This is a genomic window from Pseudomonas urethralis (assembly GCF_021602465.1).
Classification (GTDB): domain Bacteria; phylum Pseudomonadota; class Gammaproteobacteria; order Pseudomonadales; family Pseudomonadaceae; genus Aquipseudomonas; species Aquipseudomonas vlassakiae.
This window is the reverse complement of record NZ_BQIJ01000001.1, coordinates 595,674-612,685: the sequence shown is the minus strand read 5'-3', so window position 1 is coordinate 612,685 and position 17,012 is coordinate 595,674. Positions and strand designations below refer to the sequence as shown.

The following is a 17,012-nucleotide window of genomic DNA, read 5'->3' as shown; positions in this document are numbered from 1 at the left end:
GGTAGTGGTGGCGGCGGCGGTGGTCACGGCGGCGGCGGCGGTAGTGGCGGCGGTGGCGGCGGTCACGGCGGTGGCGGCGGCGGTAGCGGTGGCGGTAGCGGTGGCGGCGGTGGTCACGGCGGCGGCAGCGGTGGTGGCGGCCACGGTGGTGGTACTGGCAGCGGCGGCCATGGCGGCAACAGTGGCAGCGGCCATGGTGACGCAGGCCAGGGTCACGATGGCAACTCGAATTCCGGTCGCAGCAGCAACCATGCTGAAGCGGGTGATGATCATGGCAACCACGTTGGCGGTGAGCCCGGTGACGATCATGGCAATCATGTCGGCGGTGAGCCCGGTGACGATCATGGCAATCATGTCGGCGGTGAACCTGGCGACGATCATGGCAATCACGTTGGTGGTGAACCTGGTGACGATAACGGCAGCCATGTGGGTCGCGAACAGGGTGATGACCGCGGTGCTCATGCCGGTGGTGAAGTCGGGGATGACAGGAGCTGATTGGCAGTGAACAGCCCATACAAGACCCAACGGACGGGTTTTGTATGGGCGGCCCCAGGCCCAGTCCTATCAGGCGTTTGCAGGTGAGCGCTGACAGCTTTTTCTCATTCTCGATGGGAAGTGGTTACAGTTGTGTGGGATGTTTTCCCGCATACTGGGTTCACAGTTCAAGGAATGCGCTCCATGCAATCGCCCTCTATCCCTCCGTCCATGCTGAGTGCATTGCGCAGGATCATGCGCCCTCTGGTGCGCCTGATGCTGCGCAAAGGGGTGACCTATACGATGTTCACCGACGTGCTCAAGGAAGTCTTCGTAGATGTGGCTCATCGCGAGTTTCGCCTGGACGACAAGGTGCCGACCGACAGTCGCATCAGCCTGCTGACCGGGGTGCATCGCAAGGATGTGCGGCGGCTGCGAAGTGAAAGTGACGCGTCTAGCGCGGCGCTGCCGGAAAACATCACCTTAGGTGCGCAATTGGTGAATGTATGGACCCGTAGCCCGCCCTTCTGCTCGGAGGCCGGCCAGGCGTTGGCCCTGCCAAGGCTGGCCAGCGTTGGCGGCGAGTGTTCTTTCGACGCCTTGGTGGCGAAGGTCAGCACGGACATCCGTGGGCGGGTAGTGCTGGATGAATGGTTGCGCCTGGGCGTCGTCCGCCTCGATGATCAGGACCGCGTCCACCTCGAGGCCCAGGCATTCGTACCGCAGAAGGGCTTCGATGAGAAAGCCGCTTATTTTGGCCATAACCTGCATGATCACGCCTGCGCGGCGGTGCACAACCTCAGTGGCGAAGGTCTGCCGTTTTTCGAACGCAGCGTGCACTACGACGCCCTGACCCCTGGCAGCGTCGACACGCTGCGCGAAGCCGTCAGCCAGGATGGCATGCAAACCCTGCTGGCCTTCAGCCGGCTGGCAGCCGAGTTGGAAAACACCGACGAGCCAAGCCACGGGCAGCGCCAGCGCATCACCGTCGGGCTCTATTTCTATTCTGAAGCCACTGACCCCGATTCGTCGAAGGCCGCCGACTCATGACGCCCTTCGTGCGCTGCCTCAGTCTCGTTGCACTGGTCCTTGGTTTCGGGCTGAACCTGGTGGCGCCTGCCAAGGTGGTAGCAGCGCCAGTGTGCGTCAGCCGTGATGAAGTGGGCATGGCGGGTGCTGCGAGCCTGCAGTTGCCGGGGGGCGTTGGCGGCACCGGCGCCAGAACCGGTGGAGTGGGGGGCACGGGTGCGCCGCTTCAGCAGCACCCCGGTGGCACGGGGGGGACCGGCACGCCGATCGAGCGCCCGGGCGGCACTGGTGGTACTGGTATCGTCGGCACCATCACCGGGTTCGCATCGATCTGCGTCAGTGGCCAGGAGGTGCACTACGCCAAGGATGTACCTGTCAGTGAAAATGGTGCCCCTGCCAGCAGCGCTCATCTGGCGATCGGCCAGGTGGTCGCGGTGGAGGCGTATGGCACACAGCGCGGCTTGCAAGCCGGGCGCATCGCGATCCTCAACGTTTACGAGGGGCCGCTGACGGCATTGCCGAATGCTTCGGGGCCGCTGCGGGTCATGGGCCAGCCCGTGCGCCTGGCAGCCGGGGCGCGGGTGGCAGAAGGGCTGCGACCGGGCGAACCGGTCAGGGTCAGCGGCCTGCGCGATGCTGCAGGTGAAGTGGTCGCCAGCCGTATCGAGCGGGCACCAGGGCTCAGGGAGGCCAGTGCCATTGGCGCAATCGATCACCGCGGCAGCCTTCAGGGGCTCAAATTAGGTACTCCTGTGGCACCGGCGCGGGAAATGCTGGTGCGCGGCCATTGGACCGGCAGCCAGCTGGAAGTGGCGCAAACGCGCCCTGACCCGAGCCTGGCGTTTGCCGGGCGAGGGCAGACGATGGTGATCGAAGGGCTGGTGCAGCGCACGCAAGCGCGTCAGCTGGTGGTCGGCGGCATCAACGTGGCTTTGGGGCAGGATACCGTGGTCGTCGGCAAGCAGCCCGCGTCCATCGCGCTCGACCAACGGGTGCGGGTAATCGGCGTATTCAGTGCTACCCACGAGCTGCGGGCATCCCGCGTCGAGCTCGATGACGAGCGCGCAGAGCATTCGGGCGCAGGGCATTCAGGGGGTAACAGCGAGCACGTTACAAGCGGCTCGGGCACTTCGGGAAACAGCAGCCAAGGTGAGCGCAGCAGCTCCAGCATTCGCAGCGAAAGCGGTGATGACCACGATGGGCGCAGTGCCGGTAGCGGCGCCAATGATCATGACAGCGTGGACGTTGAGGACAGGTCCGGCAAGTCGGTACGGGTCGATACCGTGGAGCAACGCGAGACCAGCAACAGTGGTAGTTCCGATCGCGTGGAGAAGCTGGAAAGAGTGGAGAAGGTGGAAAAGGTCGAGAAAATAGAGAAGGTCGAAAAGCCCGAGAAAGTCGAGAAAGTGGAAAAAGTCGAACGTCCTGAAAAAGTAGATAAGGTCGAGAAGCCTGAAAAAGTCGAGAAAGTGGATAAGGTAGAAAAGGTAGAAAAGGTCGAACGGGTCGAAAAGCCTGAAACGGTAGAAAAAGTCGAAAAGGTCGAAAGACCTGAGACGGCAGAGAAGGTTGAAAAAGTCGAGCATCCGGAGCGGTCCGGGCATTAGGCAACTAGGCTGGGTTAGTCCGTTCACACTTCCCGACGCAATACCGAGGTGCAAATGAGACCCGCGCTCCCTCTTTTCGCCTGTTTGTTGTCCTGTAGCAGTGCCTCGGCCCTGGCCGATACCTTCAGCGCCTCGATTGGCATGGACTATTCGAGTGGCGACTATGGCACGGGTACCACTTCGGAAATCTGGTATGTCCCTGTGGTCGGCAAGTATGAAACCGGCCCCATGACTTACAAAGTCACCGTGCCCTGGCTACGCATCACCAACCCGGAAGTGGGGCCCAATGGTGACCCCTTGCCCGGTGGATGCCATGCGGTGGAGAGTGGGCTGGGTGACACGGTAGCCAGTGCGGCTTATGCACTGCTCGATGGCCGTGACGGTGGCCTGATGCTGGACCTCATCGGCAAGGTCAAATTTCCCACTGCCGATGAAAAGCAGTGCCTGGGTACAGGGGAGTACGATTACACCGGCCAGGTCGATATCGCCCAGGCATTCGGCCCGGTCACCGGCTTCGCGACCCTCGGCTGGAAGAAGTTCGGTGACCCGCCTGGCAGCGATTTCAAAGATCCGATATTCACCAGCCTGGGCTTTGCCATTCCCGTGGGGAAAGGTACGTCGGCGGGCGCCTCGTACGACTGGCGGCAAAAAGTCGTCTCGACGGGGTCGGAAATTCAGGAACTGACACTGTTCCTGACCCACAAGCTCAACCGGGAATGGAAAGTGCAGCTGTATGCGGTCAAGGGTTTTTCCGATGCCAGCCCTGATGCTGAAGCTGGAATGATGGTTTTCCACACGTTCTGACAAAAAAGCCCCTGCCGGGCAGTTCCGCATGCGGAATACCCGGCAGGGGCTTTTTCATGGGCCGGCTGCTTTAAACGGGCTCGGCCCACATGTCGTATTCGTCGGCATCCACCACGCGGCACCGGACTTTATCGCCCGGCTTGAAGCCATGGTTACCGTCGATGAACACGCTGCCGTCGATTTCCGGAGCATCGAAGAAGCTGCGGCCAACCGAACCCTGTTCCTCGACTTCGTCGATCAGCACTTCGATTTCCTTGCCGATGCGCAGCTGCAGGCGAGCGGCGCTGATGGCCTGCTGGTGCGCCATGAAGCGGTCCCAACGGTCCTGCTTGATGTCATCCGGCACTTCTTCCAGGCCCAGGTCGTTGGCCGGGGCGCCTTCGACTGGCGAGTACTGGAAGCAGCCGACGCGGTCGAGCTGGGCTTCGGTGAGCCAGTCCAGCAGGTACTGGAAGTCTTCCTCTGTTTCGCCAGGGAAGCCGACGATGAAGGTCGAGCGGATCACCAGCTCGGGGCATTGCTCGCGCCAGTTCTTGATGCGGGCCAGGGTCCGGTCTTCGAAGGCTGGGCGCTTCATCGACTTGAGTACTTTCGGGCTGGCGTGCTGGAACGGGATGTCCAGGTACGGCAGGATCTTGCCTGCGGCCATCAACGGGATCACGTCGTCGACATTCGGGTACGGGTAGACGTAGTGCAGGCGCACCCAGGCACCCAGGCTGCTCAGCGCTTCGCACAGTTCGAGCATGCGGGTCTTGACCGGGCGACCGTTCCAGAAGTCGGTCTTGTATTTGACATCGACGCCGTAGGCGCTGGTGTCCTGGGAGATCACCAGGATTTCCTTGACTCCGGCCTTGACCAGGCGCTCGGCCTCGCTCAGCACCTCACCGACCGGGCGGCTGACCAGCTTGCCGCGCATCGACGGGATGATGCAGAAGCTGCAGCTGTGGTTGCAGCCTTCGGAAATCTTCAGGTAGGCGTAGTGGCGCGGGGTCAGCTTGACGCCCTGCGGCGGCACCAGGTCAATCAGCGGGTTGTGGTCCTGGCGGGGAGGCACCACTTCGTGCACGGCGTTGACCACCTGCTCGTACTGCTGCGGGCCGGTTACCGACAGCACGCTTGGGTGCACGTCACGGATATTGCCTTCGTCGACACCCATGCAGCCGGTGACGATGACCTTGCCGTTTTCCTTGATCGCTTCACCGATCACCTCAAGCGACTCGGCCTTGGCGCTGTCGATGAAGCCGCAGGTGTTGACCACCACTACATCGGCATCCTCGTAGGTGGGCACGACTTCATAGCCTTCCATGCGCAGCTGGGTCAGGATGCGCTCGGAATCGACCAGGGCCTTGGGGCAACCCAGGCTGACGAAACCAACCTTGGGGGTGGCGGGAGTGGTGGACATGACTAACCTCGGTATTGAATGCAGTTCGCCCGCAGCAGAGGGGGGCGATCTTGACGGGCGCTTTTGGCGCCTCTGATCAAAAAGTGCGCAATTCTAGCGAGCGCACGGTCGCTTGACCAGCAGAAAAGCGACGAACGCTGCGCCACGCCGGTGGTCGCGGCTGCCTGTGCATGGCAAAACCCGGAAACACAGCCCGGCAATGACGCCCCTTGAATGCAGGGTCACCACTCGTCACTCTCTCCCTCGCCTTTAAATCCTTCTCTTTAGCTTATTCAAGGCTTATAGTTTTCTTATAAGAACGGCGTGGAAAATGAATACGATCAATTGGGCACGCAAAGCTGTGAAGCAACTCAGGAAAATCAACAAGCCCGATCAGCCGAAGATTTACGATGCCGTCCAGGCTCTGGCCCGAATGCCAGACGTTCAAGGTGTCAAGACATTGGTCAACCACCCTCATGGCTACCGGCTGAGGGTCGGCAATTACCGCATCCTTTTCGACTGGGATGGCAGCGTGAGAATCGTCAATATCGAGGAGGTCAGAAAACGCGATGAACACACCTACTAATGTACAGATCATCCACGGCGCTGATGGCCGTCCCGCCTTCGTGGTGTTGCCGTATGCTGACTACATTGCCAACCGCCCTCAGCACGACCTGGTGCCCAACGAAGTCGTTGGCTATATGGTAAAGGAAGGCATGACCGCTATCGCCGCCTGGCGCAGGCATCTGGACCTGACCCAGGCTGAAGTTGCCCAGCGGCTGGGCATCTCCCAGTCAGCCTATGCTCAACAGGAGGCTGCTGAACGGCCGCGCAAGGCCACTCGCGAGAAGATTGCGGCTGTGTTGGGCATTCCGGTGCAGTCTTTGGATCTGTAGCGCTTACCGGCTATGTTTGCCTGAACCGGGGCCGTGACCAGCAGAAAAGCGACGAACGCTGCGCTATGCTTCGCGCCATTGCGCCGGGGCACTGCATGTCCCTGACGCAGGAGTGAATTCTACCGGCCTTCAAGGCCATCTGCGGGAGTGTTCGATGGTTCAGGCAAGCAGTCACGCCGAAGGCGGGCACGCGGGGAAGCAAGGCGCGACACGGTCACTGGGGCTGCTGGTGGCAGCGGTCGGGGTGGTGTATGGCGATATCGGTACCAGCCCGTTGTATACCCTGAAAGAGGTCTTTACTGGCGGCTATGGGGTGCCGGTCAACCATGATGGTGTGCTGGGGATCCTCTCGTTGATCCTCTGGTCGCTGCTGTGGGTGGTGTCCTTCAAGTACGTGATGTTCATTCTGCGCGCAGACAACCAGGGCGAGGGCGGCACCATGGCCTTGACCGCCCTGGCGCGGCGGGCCACGGCGGCTTATCCGCGGCTGCGGTCGCTGATGGTCATCTGTGGCCTGATCGGCGCCTCGCTGTTCTATGGCGACAGCATGATCACCCCCGCGGTGTCGGTGCTGTCCGCCGTCGAGGGCATGGGCCTGGCCTTCGAGGGTATCGATCACTGGGTAGTGCCCATTTCGCTGGTGGTACTGGTGGCCTTGTTCCTGGTGCAGAAGCACGGTACCGACAAGATCGGCAAGCTGTTCGGCCCGATCATGGTGGTATGGTTCCTGGCACTGGCCGTGCTGGGCGCACATGGCATCTCCCAGAGCCCGGAAGTGCTCAAGGCGTTCAACCCTGGCTGGGCGGTCAATTTCTTCATCGTCCACCCCGGCATGGGCGTAGCCATTCTCGGCGCGGTGGTGCTGGCGCTGACCGGTGCCGAGGCACTCTATGCCGACATGGGCCACTTCGGGCGCAAGCCGATCGCTCGCGCCTGGTTTGCCCTGGTGCTGCCAGCGCTGGTGCTCAATTACTTCGGCCAGGGCGCAATATTGCTGCAGAACCCTGACGCTGCCCGCAACCCGTTCTATCTGCTGGCGCCAGGCTGGGCGCTGCTGCCAATGGTCGGCTTGGCGACGATGGCCACGGTGATTGCCTCGCAGGCGGTGATTTCCGGGGCCTTCTCCCTGACCCGCCAGGCTATCCAGCTGGGATATATCCCGCGCATGCAGATCCAGCACACGTCCAGCGACGAGCAGGGGCAGATCTACATCGGTGCGGTGAACTGGACCTTGATGGTCGGTGTGGTGCTGCTGGTGATCGGTTTCGAGTCCTCCGGCGCCCTGGCGGCCGCTTACGGTGTGGCCGTCACCGGAACCATGCTGATGACCACTATCCTGGTGTCGGCGGTGATGCTGCTGTTGTGGAAGTGGCCACCGGTGCTGGCGGTACCGATCCTGGTCGGCTTCCTCTTGGTCGATGGCCTGTTCTTCGCCGCCAATGTGCCGAAGATCGTCCAGGGCGGTGCCTTCCCGGTGCTGGCAGGCTGCGTGCTGTACCTGTTGATGAGCACCTGGAAGCGCGGCAAGCAGATCCTGGTGGAGCGCATCGATGAAGGCGGGCTGCCGCTGCCGGTGTTCATCAGCAGTATCCGTGTGCAGCCGCCACATCGGGTCGAAGGCACGGCGGTGTTCCTGACGGCACGGGCAGACGCGGTGCCTCATGCGCTGCTGCACAACATGCTGCACAACCAGGTGCTGCACAGCCAGGTGGTGCTGCTGACCGTGGTCAGTGAGGACCGTCCGCGGGTGCCGGAACACGAGCGTTTCGAGGTCGAGGCCTATGGTGATGGCTTCTTCCGCGTGCTGCTGCACTTTGGCTTCATGGACGAGCCAGACGTGCCGGCGGCCTTGAAGCTGTGTCACCTGGACGAATTGGACTTCAGCCCGATGCGCACCACCTACTTCCTCAGCCGGGAAACGGTCATTGCGTCGCGTCTGGAGGGGATGTCGCGCTGGCGGGGCAACCTGTTTGCGTTCCTGCTGAAGAATGCCAATGGCAACTTGCGCTTCTTCAACTTGCCGCTGAACCGGGTTATCGAGCTGGGAACTCAGGTCGAGATCTGAGTTGCTACCGATTCGCGGGTGAACCCGCTCCCACAGGGTACATGCACAACCTGTGGGAGTGGGTTCACCCGCGAACGGCCATCGAGCGTTATCAGTTCTGTGCCGCGACGCTGGATTTGCCCTGACGCGTCTCGATCTCGTCGATCAGGCGTTTGGCCAGCGCCGGGTAGTTCTCGTCGAAGTGGTGCCCGCCTGGCAGCTTCATGCGCTCGCCTACCGCGGTCTTGTCGGTGCAACCGCTTTCGTCGGTCTCTTCCACGCCGTACACGCACACCACCTTGGACGCCGGCAGTTTGGCCATTTCCGGCCCGGTAGGCGCTTCCTGACCTTCCTTGCCCAACCAGCCTTCGACTTCGATCTCGAAACTGCCACTGCGGGCGAACGCCAGCAGCACGACTGCGTCGATACGCTGCTGGTCTTCGGCTGGCAGTCGGTTGTAGATGGCCGGCAGCACGTCCGCACCGAACGAGTAACCGGTCAGCACGAAACGCTTGGTGCCCCACTTCTGGCGGTAGTGCTGCATCAGTTCCGACAGGTCGGCGGCGCTTTGCTCCGGAGTCTTGTGTTGCCAGTAGTAGCGCAAGGTGTCGATACCGACCACCGGGTAGCCCAGCTTGGCCATCTCGCCGGCCACGTCGCGGTCCAGGTCGCGCCAGCCGCCGTCACCGGACAGGAACAGGGTGACGGTGTCGGTGGTTTGCCCGGCCGGGACCTCCACCACCGGGATGGCCAGGGCGTTGCCGTCGCGGCCAACCAGGGCCTGGGTCAGCTGGGCCTTGAGTACCTGTGGCAGGTGAATGTCATAGTCACTGATGCTGGTCTCAGCGTTGGCCTGGTCGCGCACGAAGGCGGCACTGGCATCGTCCGGGTTGTCGTTCCAGGCGACGTTCCAGTGGCCGTGGGCGGCCGACTTCGGCAGCTCGACCTTGCAGCCTGGCTGTTCCAGGGTGAAGTCGACCGAGATGGCCCGTGCCTTGTCGTCATTCTGGGTGGCCAGCCAGCGCCATGCCTGGGCCGCCCCTGGGCCGATGCCGGCGACCAGGGTCGGTTTGTCGGACAGCTGGGTCAGCGCCTGGTCCATGGCCTGTTGCTGCTTGGTGCAGTCGTTCGGCGGCAGGATCACCTGAACCAGCTGCGCCTCGCCAGCCTGGCTCAGGTCCAGCAACTGCTTGTCGCTCAGGGCTTGGTCCTGGGGCACGCCGATGGCGACTCGGGCCTTGGCATGCACGCCCGGGGTGACGCGGATGATGCTGGTGTCATTCAAGGTCAGCTGCTCCAGCCGTGCCTCGGGGGCAGGGCGGGCCCACAGCCAGAAGCCCGCAGCGCCAGCCAGGGCGGCCAGCAACAGGGGAATCAGTACGTACAGCCAATAGCGTCGGATCATCAGCGTTTCACCAATCCAGTCAGGCCGCCGGCAATCAGGGCGGCAGTATCGGCCAGTGCTACCAGCGGGTCGAGCCCGGCTGGTACGGCCATGTAACGAGGTTCCCAGTCCGGCTGGAACTTGTCCTTGAAGCGCCGCAGGCCCTGGAAGTTGTAGAGCTGTTCGCCACGGCGGAACACCATCGAGCCCAGGCGTTGGGTCAAGGGTGCACCGCGGCGTGGCTGCAGGCCGGAAAGCGGGACCATGCCCAGGCTGAAGCGGCCGTAGTCATGGCTTTTGTAATGCAGGATCAAGCCGATCATCATGAATTCCATGGTCAGCTTCGGCGCTTCGGGGTGAGCGCGCATCAGGTCGAGGCTGGCCAATTCGTTGCTGTGGGTTTCCAGCAGGTTGGCGAAGGCCACCGGCCGGCCCTGGAAACGAATCAGGGCGATACGGAAGTGCTGCAGGTACTCGGGGCTGAAGCGCCCCAGCGAGAAGCCCTTCTCGCGAACGTTCTTGCCGCCGAGCCAGGCGTCGGAGATTTCCTTGAGTTCGGCCAGCGGTGCCTGGCCAGGTTCGTGGATCTCCAGGCTCAGGCCATCCCGGCCGCCACGGTTCCAGGTGTAGCGCAGGTCTTTCATTTCCTTGCCCTTGGCTTCGAGGTCGAAGCGGCGCAGATCAACCCGCGCTTCCTCGCCCAGCTTCAGGGCAGTCAGGCCGATGTCCATGTAGAACGGCAGGTTTTCCGCGCGCACCTGGTAGAACACCGGGCGGGCGTGGTGCAGGTCGCACAGGTCTCGGAACTGCCAGATCATCTCGGCGCGTTCCTGGGCGGGGCCGATCGGGTCGTACAGCGCCACCAGGCTGCGACCGCGACGGGCATACATCAGGAAGGCAGTGTCGTTGGGGTGGAACAGCAGGGCCTTGTCGCCGGTCAATGCCAGGCCACCGTCGGGCTGGTCGGAAGCCAGCAGGATGCGGTTGGCGCGCTGTAGCTCGGCCTCGTCAGGCAAATGAATGACCGGACGAGCGGTGCGCAGCAGCCAGGTCAGGGCGACGATCACCAGCAACACCGCACTGCCCAGGGCGGCACGCAGGCCACGTGGGGCGTCGGCGTCAAGGGTGAACTGCCACCACAGCTTGTGGGTATAGGGGACATCCTGGTAGGCAAACAGCAGCAGCCACACCGATGCACCGACCACACAGGCGCTGGCCACCAGGTACACCGGTGAGAACGGCAGTTCGAGCAGCCGGCTCGGTCGGTAGAACGAACGACGGAAAACGGCCAGCAGTGCGGCGGTCAGGGTCAGCAGGCTGGCTTCTTCCCAGTCGAAGCCTTTGAGGATCGACAGCAGTGCGCCCACCAGCAGCAAAACGGTAGTCAGCAGCCAGGCGGCCGACAGGCGCCGGCGCAGGCCCTGGGCCAGCAGCAGGCACAGCACGCCAATCAGGCTGGCGCCGAAGTGCGAGGCGTCGATCAGCCGGTGAGGCACGAGGAAGCCCATGTGCTCCAGGCGTGTGTCGATTTCCGGCGTGGCGCCGGAGAACAGCAGCACCACGCCTGACAGGAACACCAGAATTGCCAGGATCGGTGCGCCGAGGCCCGAGGCCGCCTTGATCGCTTGCTGGGCAAACAGCAGGCGGCGCGCTTCGTTGGCCAGCAGCAGGACACAGGCCAGCAGCAGTGGCAGCACCACGTAGATCAGTCGGTACAGGAGCAGGGCGGCAGCCAGAGGTGCAGCGCCAAGCTGGTCGGCAAAGGCGGCGAGCAGGATGGCTTCGAACACCCCGACGCCACCCGGCACATGGCTGAGCACGCCAGCCGCCAGGGCCAGCAGGTAAACCAGCACGAAGGCACCGAAGGGTGGGGCTTGCGGCAGCAGCAAGTAAAGCACTGTGGCGGCAGCAGCCACGTCCAGCGCGGTAATCAGCAATTGCAGGGCTGCCAGGCGGCCACCCGGCAGGCGCAGGGTGCGGCGGCCCAACTGGACCAGCAGGCTATCAGCCAGCGGCTGTTCTGGCAGGCGGCGGCGATAAAGCCCGATCACCAGCACGGCGGTGAGCGCCAGTACCGCGATGGCGATGCCGGCCAATACTGTCGAAGGCAAGCGCAGGGCGGTAGCCGCTGCCGGCAGGTTGCTCAAGGTGGCCAGCGCCGCCAGCGGTGGCAGTGCGCACCCCAGGGACAGGCTGGCGAACACAGTCATGCGTGCGACTTCGGCGGCGCCCAGGCCCTGACGTGCATACAGGCGGTAACGCACCGAGCCACCCGAGAGCATCGACAGGCCGATCGCGTTGCCAATGGCGAAGGCGCTGAAACCACCCATTACCAAGGAACGCGCAGGCAGCTTGACGGCCGCGTAACGGCTGGCCGACCACTCGTAGCCGAGCAGGATCACGAAACCTGCCACCGTCGCCAGCACGGCGCCGATCAACGACTTTGCCGGCACGTCGAGCATGGCATCGTGCAGGGCGTAGATGTCCAGTTCGCTCAACAGATGCCGACAGGCGATCAGCGCCATGGCAAACAGCAGCAAGGTCACGCCCAGGCCAATCGGCTGGCGGTAACGGCTCATACGCTCAAGCCAAGGCAGGCGCTGGGCAGCAGTCGGCAGTGCCGAGGCAAGTGGCACCTGGGGTTCGGGAGTGTGCGATGTCATGAAATGCCTCGAGCGAGGTGCGCGAGGAGGGGATGTGCAGCGGCCAAGTGAAAGTCCCTTTGGTAAACGTATCCAGATATTACTCCGGGCAACGTTACTTTCAGTCGTCCGGCAGCGTTAAAGATAGTTCATCCTCATGTCGACACCTCAAACGGGCGGGTTAGGGTGAGTTCCAAGGATTTAACAGGCGACGAAATGCAACAAACCCCGCGCTGCTTTTACACAGGCGGGGTTTGTTCTGACGAATATGGTTGCGGGAGCCGGATTTGAACCGACGACCTTCGGGTTATGAGCCCGACGAGCTACCAGGCTGCTCCATCCCGCGTCAGAGGGGCGCATTCTATAGCGTTGGACGCTTAAGTCAAGTGTCAATTTCTGAGGCAAAGAAAAAGGCCACTGCGTTAACAGTGGCCTTCTCTTGAATCTGGTTGCGGGAGCCGGATTTGAACCGACGACCTTCGGGTTATGAGCCCGACGAGCTACCAGGCTGCTCCATCCCGCGCCTGTGGGATCGAATTCTACAGCGTAAGCACTTGATGTCAAGCGCTACTTATTGATTTATCTTGATTTTTCCTTCGCCGAAGAAAATCGAGGCAAAAGAAAAAGGCCACTGCGTTAACAGTGGCCTTTTCTCGAATCTGGTTGCGGGAGCCGGATTTGAACCGACGACCTTCGGGTTATGAGCCCGACGAGCTACCAGGCTGCTCCATCCCGCGCCTGTGAGATCGAATTCTACGGGTTTCTTCGCCCGTGTCAAGCAACATTATCGAAAACCCTTTTTCGTTCAACCTCTTAGCGTTTATGCCTGGCGGCGGGTCAGGCGCGACGGGCCTTGCAAGCCGATTATCGAGGCAGGCTGTCTCACCGTCAGCGGCATGCGCTACTATCTGTATGAATTTACAGTGGTGGCCGTCATCAATGTCTTTGCGCAAGATCATCCATATCGACTGCGATTGTTTCTACGCCGCCATCGAGATGCGTGACGACCCGCGCCTGGCCGGTCGCCCCATGGCCGTGGGGGGTTCTCCTGACCGTCGCGGGGTGATCGCCACCTGCAATTATGAAGCACGCGCCTATGGCGTGCGTTCGGCCATGTCGTCCCGGCATGCCCTCAAGCTGTGCCCGGACCTGGAAATCGTCAAGCCGCGCTTCGACGCTTACCGGGAGGCTTCGCGTGAGATTCACGCCATCTTCCGTGACTACACCGAGCTGATCGAGCCGTTGTCGCTGGATGAGGCGTATCTGGATGTCAGTGACAGCCAGTGGTATGCCGGAAGCGCTACGCGAATCGCCGAGGACATTCGCCGGCGGGTTGCCCGCACTTTGCATATCACGGTATCTGCGGGGGTGGCGCCGAACAAGTTTCTGGCCAAGATCGCCAGCGATTGGCGTAAGCCCAACGGCATCTTCGTGATTACCCCGGAGCAGGTCGAGGCCTTTGTGGCTGCATTACCGGTGGCCAAGTTGCATGGCGTGGGCAAAGTGACCGCCGACAAGTTGAACCGCCTGGGGATCGACACCTGTCTTGACTTGCGTGAATGGTCGCGGCTGGCGTTGGCGCGTGAATTCGGCAGTTTTGGCGAGCGGCTCTGGGGGTTGGCGCGAGGGATTGACGAGCGTGCGGTTCACAACGATAGCCGCCGGCAGTCGGTCAGTGTGGAAAACACCTATGACAACGACCTGCCAGACTTGGCCAGTTGCCTTGAACGGTTGCCGGAGCTGCTCGAAAGCCTCAATCAGCGGATTGCCCGGATGGATAGCAGTTACCGCCCGGACAAGCCGTTCGTCAAGGTCAAGTTCCATGACTTCAGCCAGACGACGATGGAGCAGGCAGGGGCGGGCAGGGACCTGGAAAGCTACCGACAGCTGCTACGCCAGGCATTCGCCCGGGGTGGCAAGCCGGTGCGCTTGCTGGGGGTGGGGGTGAGGCTGAGGGACCTGCGCGGGGCGCATGAACAGCTGGAGCTGTTTACTTCTGAGTAGTGAGGGCCGCTTTGCGGCCCTTCGCTACCACGCTCGCTCCTACAGGCCGGGATCAGCGACCAACCGGCCGGTGGCTTTGGTCAGTGCCGACAGGAATTCCTGTTGCAGCTCCGGATCGTTGCGTGTCAGCTCGATCAGGCTCTGCTCCATCTCGCTGGCTTCCTCTTCCAGGCCCAGCTCGGACAAGCGCTTGACCCGGTGTACCCACTGGCCCACATCGTCATCCTCGAGGTCATCGAAGATCAGCTCATGGGCCTCTCGCAGCTTGTTGCGCAAGGTGGCGCTGACCAGCAGGCTGGCATCGCCACGCACCGCGTTGTCCTCGTCGACCGCTTGCAGGTGCAAGGTGCCGACGTGATTCAGGTGCTGTTCCGAGAACGGGCTGTCCAGCAGGTTCAGGCGCAAGACGCCGTTCCTGTCGGTAGTCAGTTCGTGGGTCATCTTGCCTGCCTTGACTTCAACCAGCCGCTCGCTCCAGGGCACGCTGGTGAACTCCTCGCGCTTGTCCTTCTGCACTTCGCTGATGCCCGCCAGGTTCTGCTGAGCACGGCCATTGGACGGCGTGTTCATGAACGGATTGAGGCCATCCACGCCATAGCTGAGCCAGTCGTGGGTGATGCTCTGCGGCAGGTTGCCAAGGGTGAACACGTTGACCACGTTAGCCCCTATACCGGCCACCACGGCTACCGCGCCCAGCGGGATCTCGTAGATCTCCCGCCACGGTTGGTATGGGGTGTAGCGGTCGTAGCGGCGGGTGACCTCGTATTCGGTGACCTCGAAACGCTTCTGCTCGTGGATGCGCACACGCCGTTGCGGAAGCTCCATCACCTTCGGCTCGCCGACATCGATCTGCAAGGTGTGTTCGAGCAGCTTGCGCTCGACACGCTCCTCATGATCGCTGCGCTGGGACATCTGGTTGGCGCAACCGCTGGCGAGCAAGGCGCCGCACAATGCGGCGCCCCCCAGGGTAAAGGTACTTCGCTTGGACATGATTACTCGTGCATTGGTTATCAGCGGCGAACGCGGGCCTGCAGGAAGGTCAGCACTTCATTGAGCGGCAGCTGTTGGGCCTCCGACTCGGTGCGGTGCTTGTACTCCAGGTTGCCGTCGGCCAGGCCGCGATCGCTGACGACGATGCGGTGTGGAATGCCGATCAGCTCCATGTCGGCGAACTTGATGCCGGGGCTGGTCTTCTTGTCGCGGTCGTCCAGCAGCACCTCGTAGCCGGCTGCAGTCAGTTCGGCGTACAGCTTGTCGGTTGCCTCGCGGACTACCTCGGTTTCGTAACGCAGGGGTACCAGGGCGATCTGGAACGGTGCCAGGGCGTCGTTCCAGATGATGCCTTTGTCGTCGTAGCTCTGCTCGATGGCGGCGGCGACCACGCGGGACACGCCAATGCCGTAGCAGCCCATGGACAGGGTCACCGGCTTGCCGTTTTCACCCAGGACCTGGCACTTGAGCGCCTCGCTGTACTTGGTGCCGAGCTGGAAGATATGGCCGACTTCGATGCCGCGCTTGATGACCAGGGTGCCCTGGCCGTCCGGGCTTGGGTCGCCTTCGACGACATTGCGCAGGTCGGCGACTTGTGGAACCGGCAGGTCACGCTCCCAGTTCACGCCGAAGTAGTGCTTGTCGTCGATGTTGGCGCCGATGGCAAAGTCGCTCATCAGGGCGACCGAGCGGTCGATCACGATTTCCAGCGGCAGGTTCAACGGGCCGAGCGAACCGGCGCCGGCACCGATGGCCTCGCGCAGTTCGGCGTCGGTGGCCATGACCAGCGGGTCGGCAACCTGTTCCAGCTTGGCGGCCTTGATTTCGTTGAGCTCGTGGTCGCCGCGGACGATCAGGGCGACCAGCTTGCCTTCCTCGGCGCCGCGCACGATCAGGGTCTTGACGGTCTTTTCGATCGGCAGGCCGTGGTTTTCCACCAGCTGGGCAATGGTCTTGGCATCCGGGGTATCGACCAGGCGCAGCTCCTCGGCAGGCGCAGGGCGCACGGTTTCACGCGGGATGGCCTCGGCCTTCTCGATGTTGGCGGCGTAATCGGAGCTGTCGCTGAAGATCACGTCGTCCTCGCCCGACTCGGCCAGGACGTGGAATTCGTGGGAGTAGCTGCCACCGATGGAGCCGGTGTCGGCCTGCACCGGGCGGAAGTCCAGGCCCAGGCGGGCGAAGACGTTGGTGTACGCCTGGTGCATGCGGTCGTAGGTTTCCTGCAGGGAAGCCTGGTCGGCATGGAAGGAGTAGGCATCCTTCATGATGAATTCGCGGCCGCGCATCAGGCCGAAGCGTGGGCGAATCTCGTCACGGAACTTGGTCTGGATCTGGTACATGTTGAGCGGCAGCTGTTTATAGCTGGACAGCTCGTTGCGGGCCAGGTCGGTAATCACTTCTTCGTGGGTCGGGCCGACGCAGAACTCGCGCTGATGGCGGTCCTTCAGGCGCAGCAGCTCAGGACCGTACTGTTCCCAGCGGCCGGATTCCTGCCACAGCTCGGCAGGCTGGATGCTGGGCATCAACACTTCCAGGGCGCCGGCGGCGTTCATTTCCTCGCGCACAACGTTCTCGACCTTGCGCATCACCCGCAGGCCCATCGGCAGCCAGGTGTACAGGCCGGAAGCCAGTTTGCGGATCATGCCGGCACGCAGCATGAGCTGATGGCTGATGACCACTGCGTCGGCAGGGGTTTCTTTCTGGGTGGCGAGCAAATATTGACTGGTGCGCATGGTTAGCCGTGTCGATTGCCT

The 17,012-nt window shown here is 62.5% G+C and carries 13 protein-coding genes and 3 tRNA genes; 8 read left to right on the top strand and 8 right to left on the bottom strand.

Features of this window, described 5'->3' with window-relative positions:
• The 4 genes from L6D64_RS28285 to L6D64_RS02710 form a co-directional block, all read left to right on the top strand.
• The coding region (locus L6D64_RS28285) for a hypothetical protein (protein WP_276575111.1) at nucleotides 1-495 on the top strand (495 nt) is incomplete at its 5' end.
• A gap of 183 nt (nucleotides 496-678) precedes the next feature.
• The gene (locus L6D64_RS02720) at nucleotides 679-1,524 is read left to right on the top strand and encodes a DUF6502 family protein (protein WP_176507790.1); all 846 of its coding nucleotides are present in this window, start codon (nucleotides 679-681) and stop codon (nucleotides 1,522-1,524) included.
• Nucleotides 1,521-3,110, top strand: a complete 1,590-nt coding sequence (locus L6D64_RS02715; protein ID WP_176507791.1) for a DUF5666 domain-containing protein — start codon at nucleotides 1,521-1,523, stop codon at nucleotides 3,108-3,110. Before L6D64_RS02720 ends, L6D64_RS02715 begins: the two co-directional genes overlap by 4 nt.
• A gap of 54 nt (nucleotides 3,111-3,164) precedes the next feature.
• Nucleotides 3,165-3,914, top strand: coding sequence for a hypothetical protein (locus tag L6D64_RS02710; protein ID WP_176507792.1), 750 nt, complete (start codon nucleotides 3,165-3,167; stop codon nucleotides 3,912-3,914).
• A 70-nt stretch (nucleotides 3,915-3,984) separates the two neighbouring features.
• Here the strand turns inward: L6D64_RS02710 and rimO are convergent, their stop codons facing one another.
• Nucleotides 3,985-5,316: a 30S ribosomal protein S12 methylthiotransferase RimO gene (rimO, locus tag L6D64_RS02705; RefSeq protein WP_054883416.1), complete on the bottom strand. Its 1,332-nt coding sequence runs from the start codon at nucleotides 5,314-5,316 to the stop codon at nucleotides 3,985-3,987.
• A gap of 310 nt (nucleotides 5,317-5,626) precedes the next feature.
• Here rimO and L6D64_RS02700 point away from each other — a divergent pair, with 310 nt between their 5' ends.
• From L6D64_RS02700 to L6D64_RS02690, 3 genes are all read left to right on the top strand, one after another.
• Nucleotides 5,627-5,881: a type II toxin-antitoxin system RelE family toxin gene (locus L6D64_RS02700; protein WP_176507793.1), complete on the top strand. Its 255-nt coding sequence runs from the start codon at nucleotides 5,627-5,629 to the stop codon at nucleotides 5,879-5,881.
• Nucleotides 5,865-6,191: a helix-turn-helix transcriptional regulator gene (locus L6D64_RS02695; RefSeq protein WP_176507794.1), complete on the top strand. Its 327-nt coding sequence runs from the start codon at nucleotides 5,865-5,867 to the stop codon at nucleotides 6,189-6,191. Before L6D64_RS02700 ends, L6D64_RS02695 begins: the two co-directional genes overlap by 17 nt.
• Nucleotides 6,192-6,345: 154 nt before the next feature.
• On the top strand, nucleotides 6,346-8,256 hold the full coding sequence (locus tag L6D64_RS02690) for a potassium transporter Kup (RefSeq protein ID WP_176507795.1): 1,911 nt from the start codon (nucleotides 6,346-6,348) through the stop codon (nucleotides 8,254-8,256).
• Nucleotides 8,257-8,347: 91 nt separating this feature from the next.
• Here the strand turns inward: L6D64_RS02690 and L6D64_RS02685 are convergent, their stop codons facing one another.
• The 5 genes from L6D64_RS02685 to L6D64_RS02665 form a co-directional block, all read right to left on the bottom strand.
• Nucleotides 8,348-9,640: a virulence factor family protein gene (locus tag L6D64_RS02685; protein WP_176507796.1), complete on the bottom strand. Its 1,293-nt coding sequence runs from the start codon at nucleotides 9,638-9,640 to the stop codon at nucleotides 8,348-8,350.
• Complete coding sequence (mprF, locus tag L6D64_RS02680; protein ID WP_371870307.1) at nucleotides 9,640-12,198, bottom strand: bifunctional lysylphosphatidylglycerol flippase/synthetase MprF; 2,559 nt, start codon at nucleotides 12,196-12,198, stop codon at nucleotides 9,640-9,642. Before mprF ends, L6D64_RS02685 begins: the two co-directional genes overlap by 1 nt.
• Nucleotides 12,199-12,530: 332 nt before the next feature.
• Nucleotides 12,531-12,607, bottom strand: a tRNA-Met gene (locus L6D64_RS02675).
• A 100-nt stretch (nucleotides 12,608-12,707) separates the two neighbouring features.
• Nucleotides 12,708-12,784, bottom strand: a tRNA-Met gene (locus tag L6D64_RS02670).
• A gap of 137 nt (nucleotides 12,785-12,921) precedes the next feature.
• Nucleotides 12,922-12,998: transfer RNA gene (locus L6D64_RS02665), tRNA-Met, on the bottom strand.
• A gap of 208 nt (nucleotides 12,999-13,206) precedes the next feature.
• Here L6D64_RS02665 and dinB point away from each other — a divergent pair.
• Nucleotides 13,207-14,265 (top strand): DNA polymerase IV, encoded by a 1,059-nt coding sequence (dinB, locus tag L6D64_RS02660; RefSeq protein ID WP_176507940.1) that lies wholly within the window; start codon nucleotides 13,207-13,209, stop codon nucleotides 14,263-14,265.
• Nucleotides 14,266-14,304: 39 nt separating this feature from the next.
• Here the strand turns inward: dinB and L6D64_RS02655 are convergent, their stop codons facing one another.
• Nucleotides 14,305-15,255 carry a hypothetical protein gene (locus L6D64_RS02655; protein WP_054883411.1) on the bottom strand — a complete coding sequence of 317 codons (951 nt, stop codon included), beginning with the start codon at nucleotides 15,253-15,255 and terminating at the stop codon, nucleotides 14,305-14,307.
• Nucleotides 15,256-15,275: 20 nt separating this feature from the next.
• On the bottom strand, nucleotides 15,276-16,991 hold the full coding sequence (locus L6D64_RS02650; protein WP_176507798.1) for a proline--tRNA ligase: 1,716 nt from the start codon (nucleotides 16,989-16,991) through the stop codon (nucleotides 15,276-15,278).
• Between the last annotated feature and the right edge of the window lie 21 nt (nucleotides 16,992-17,012).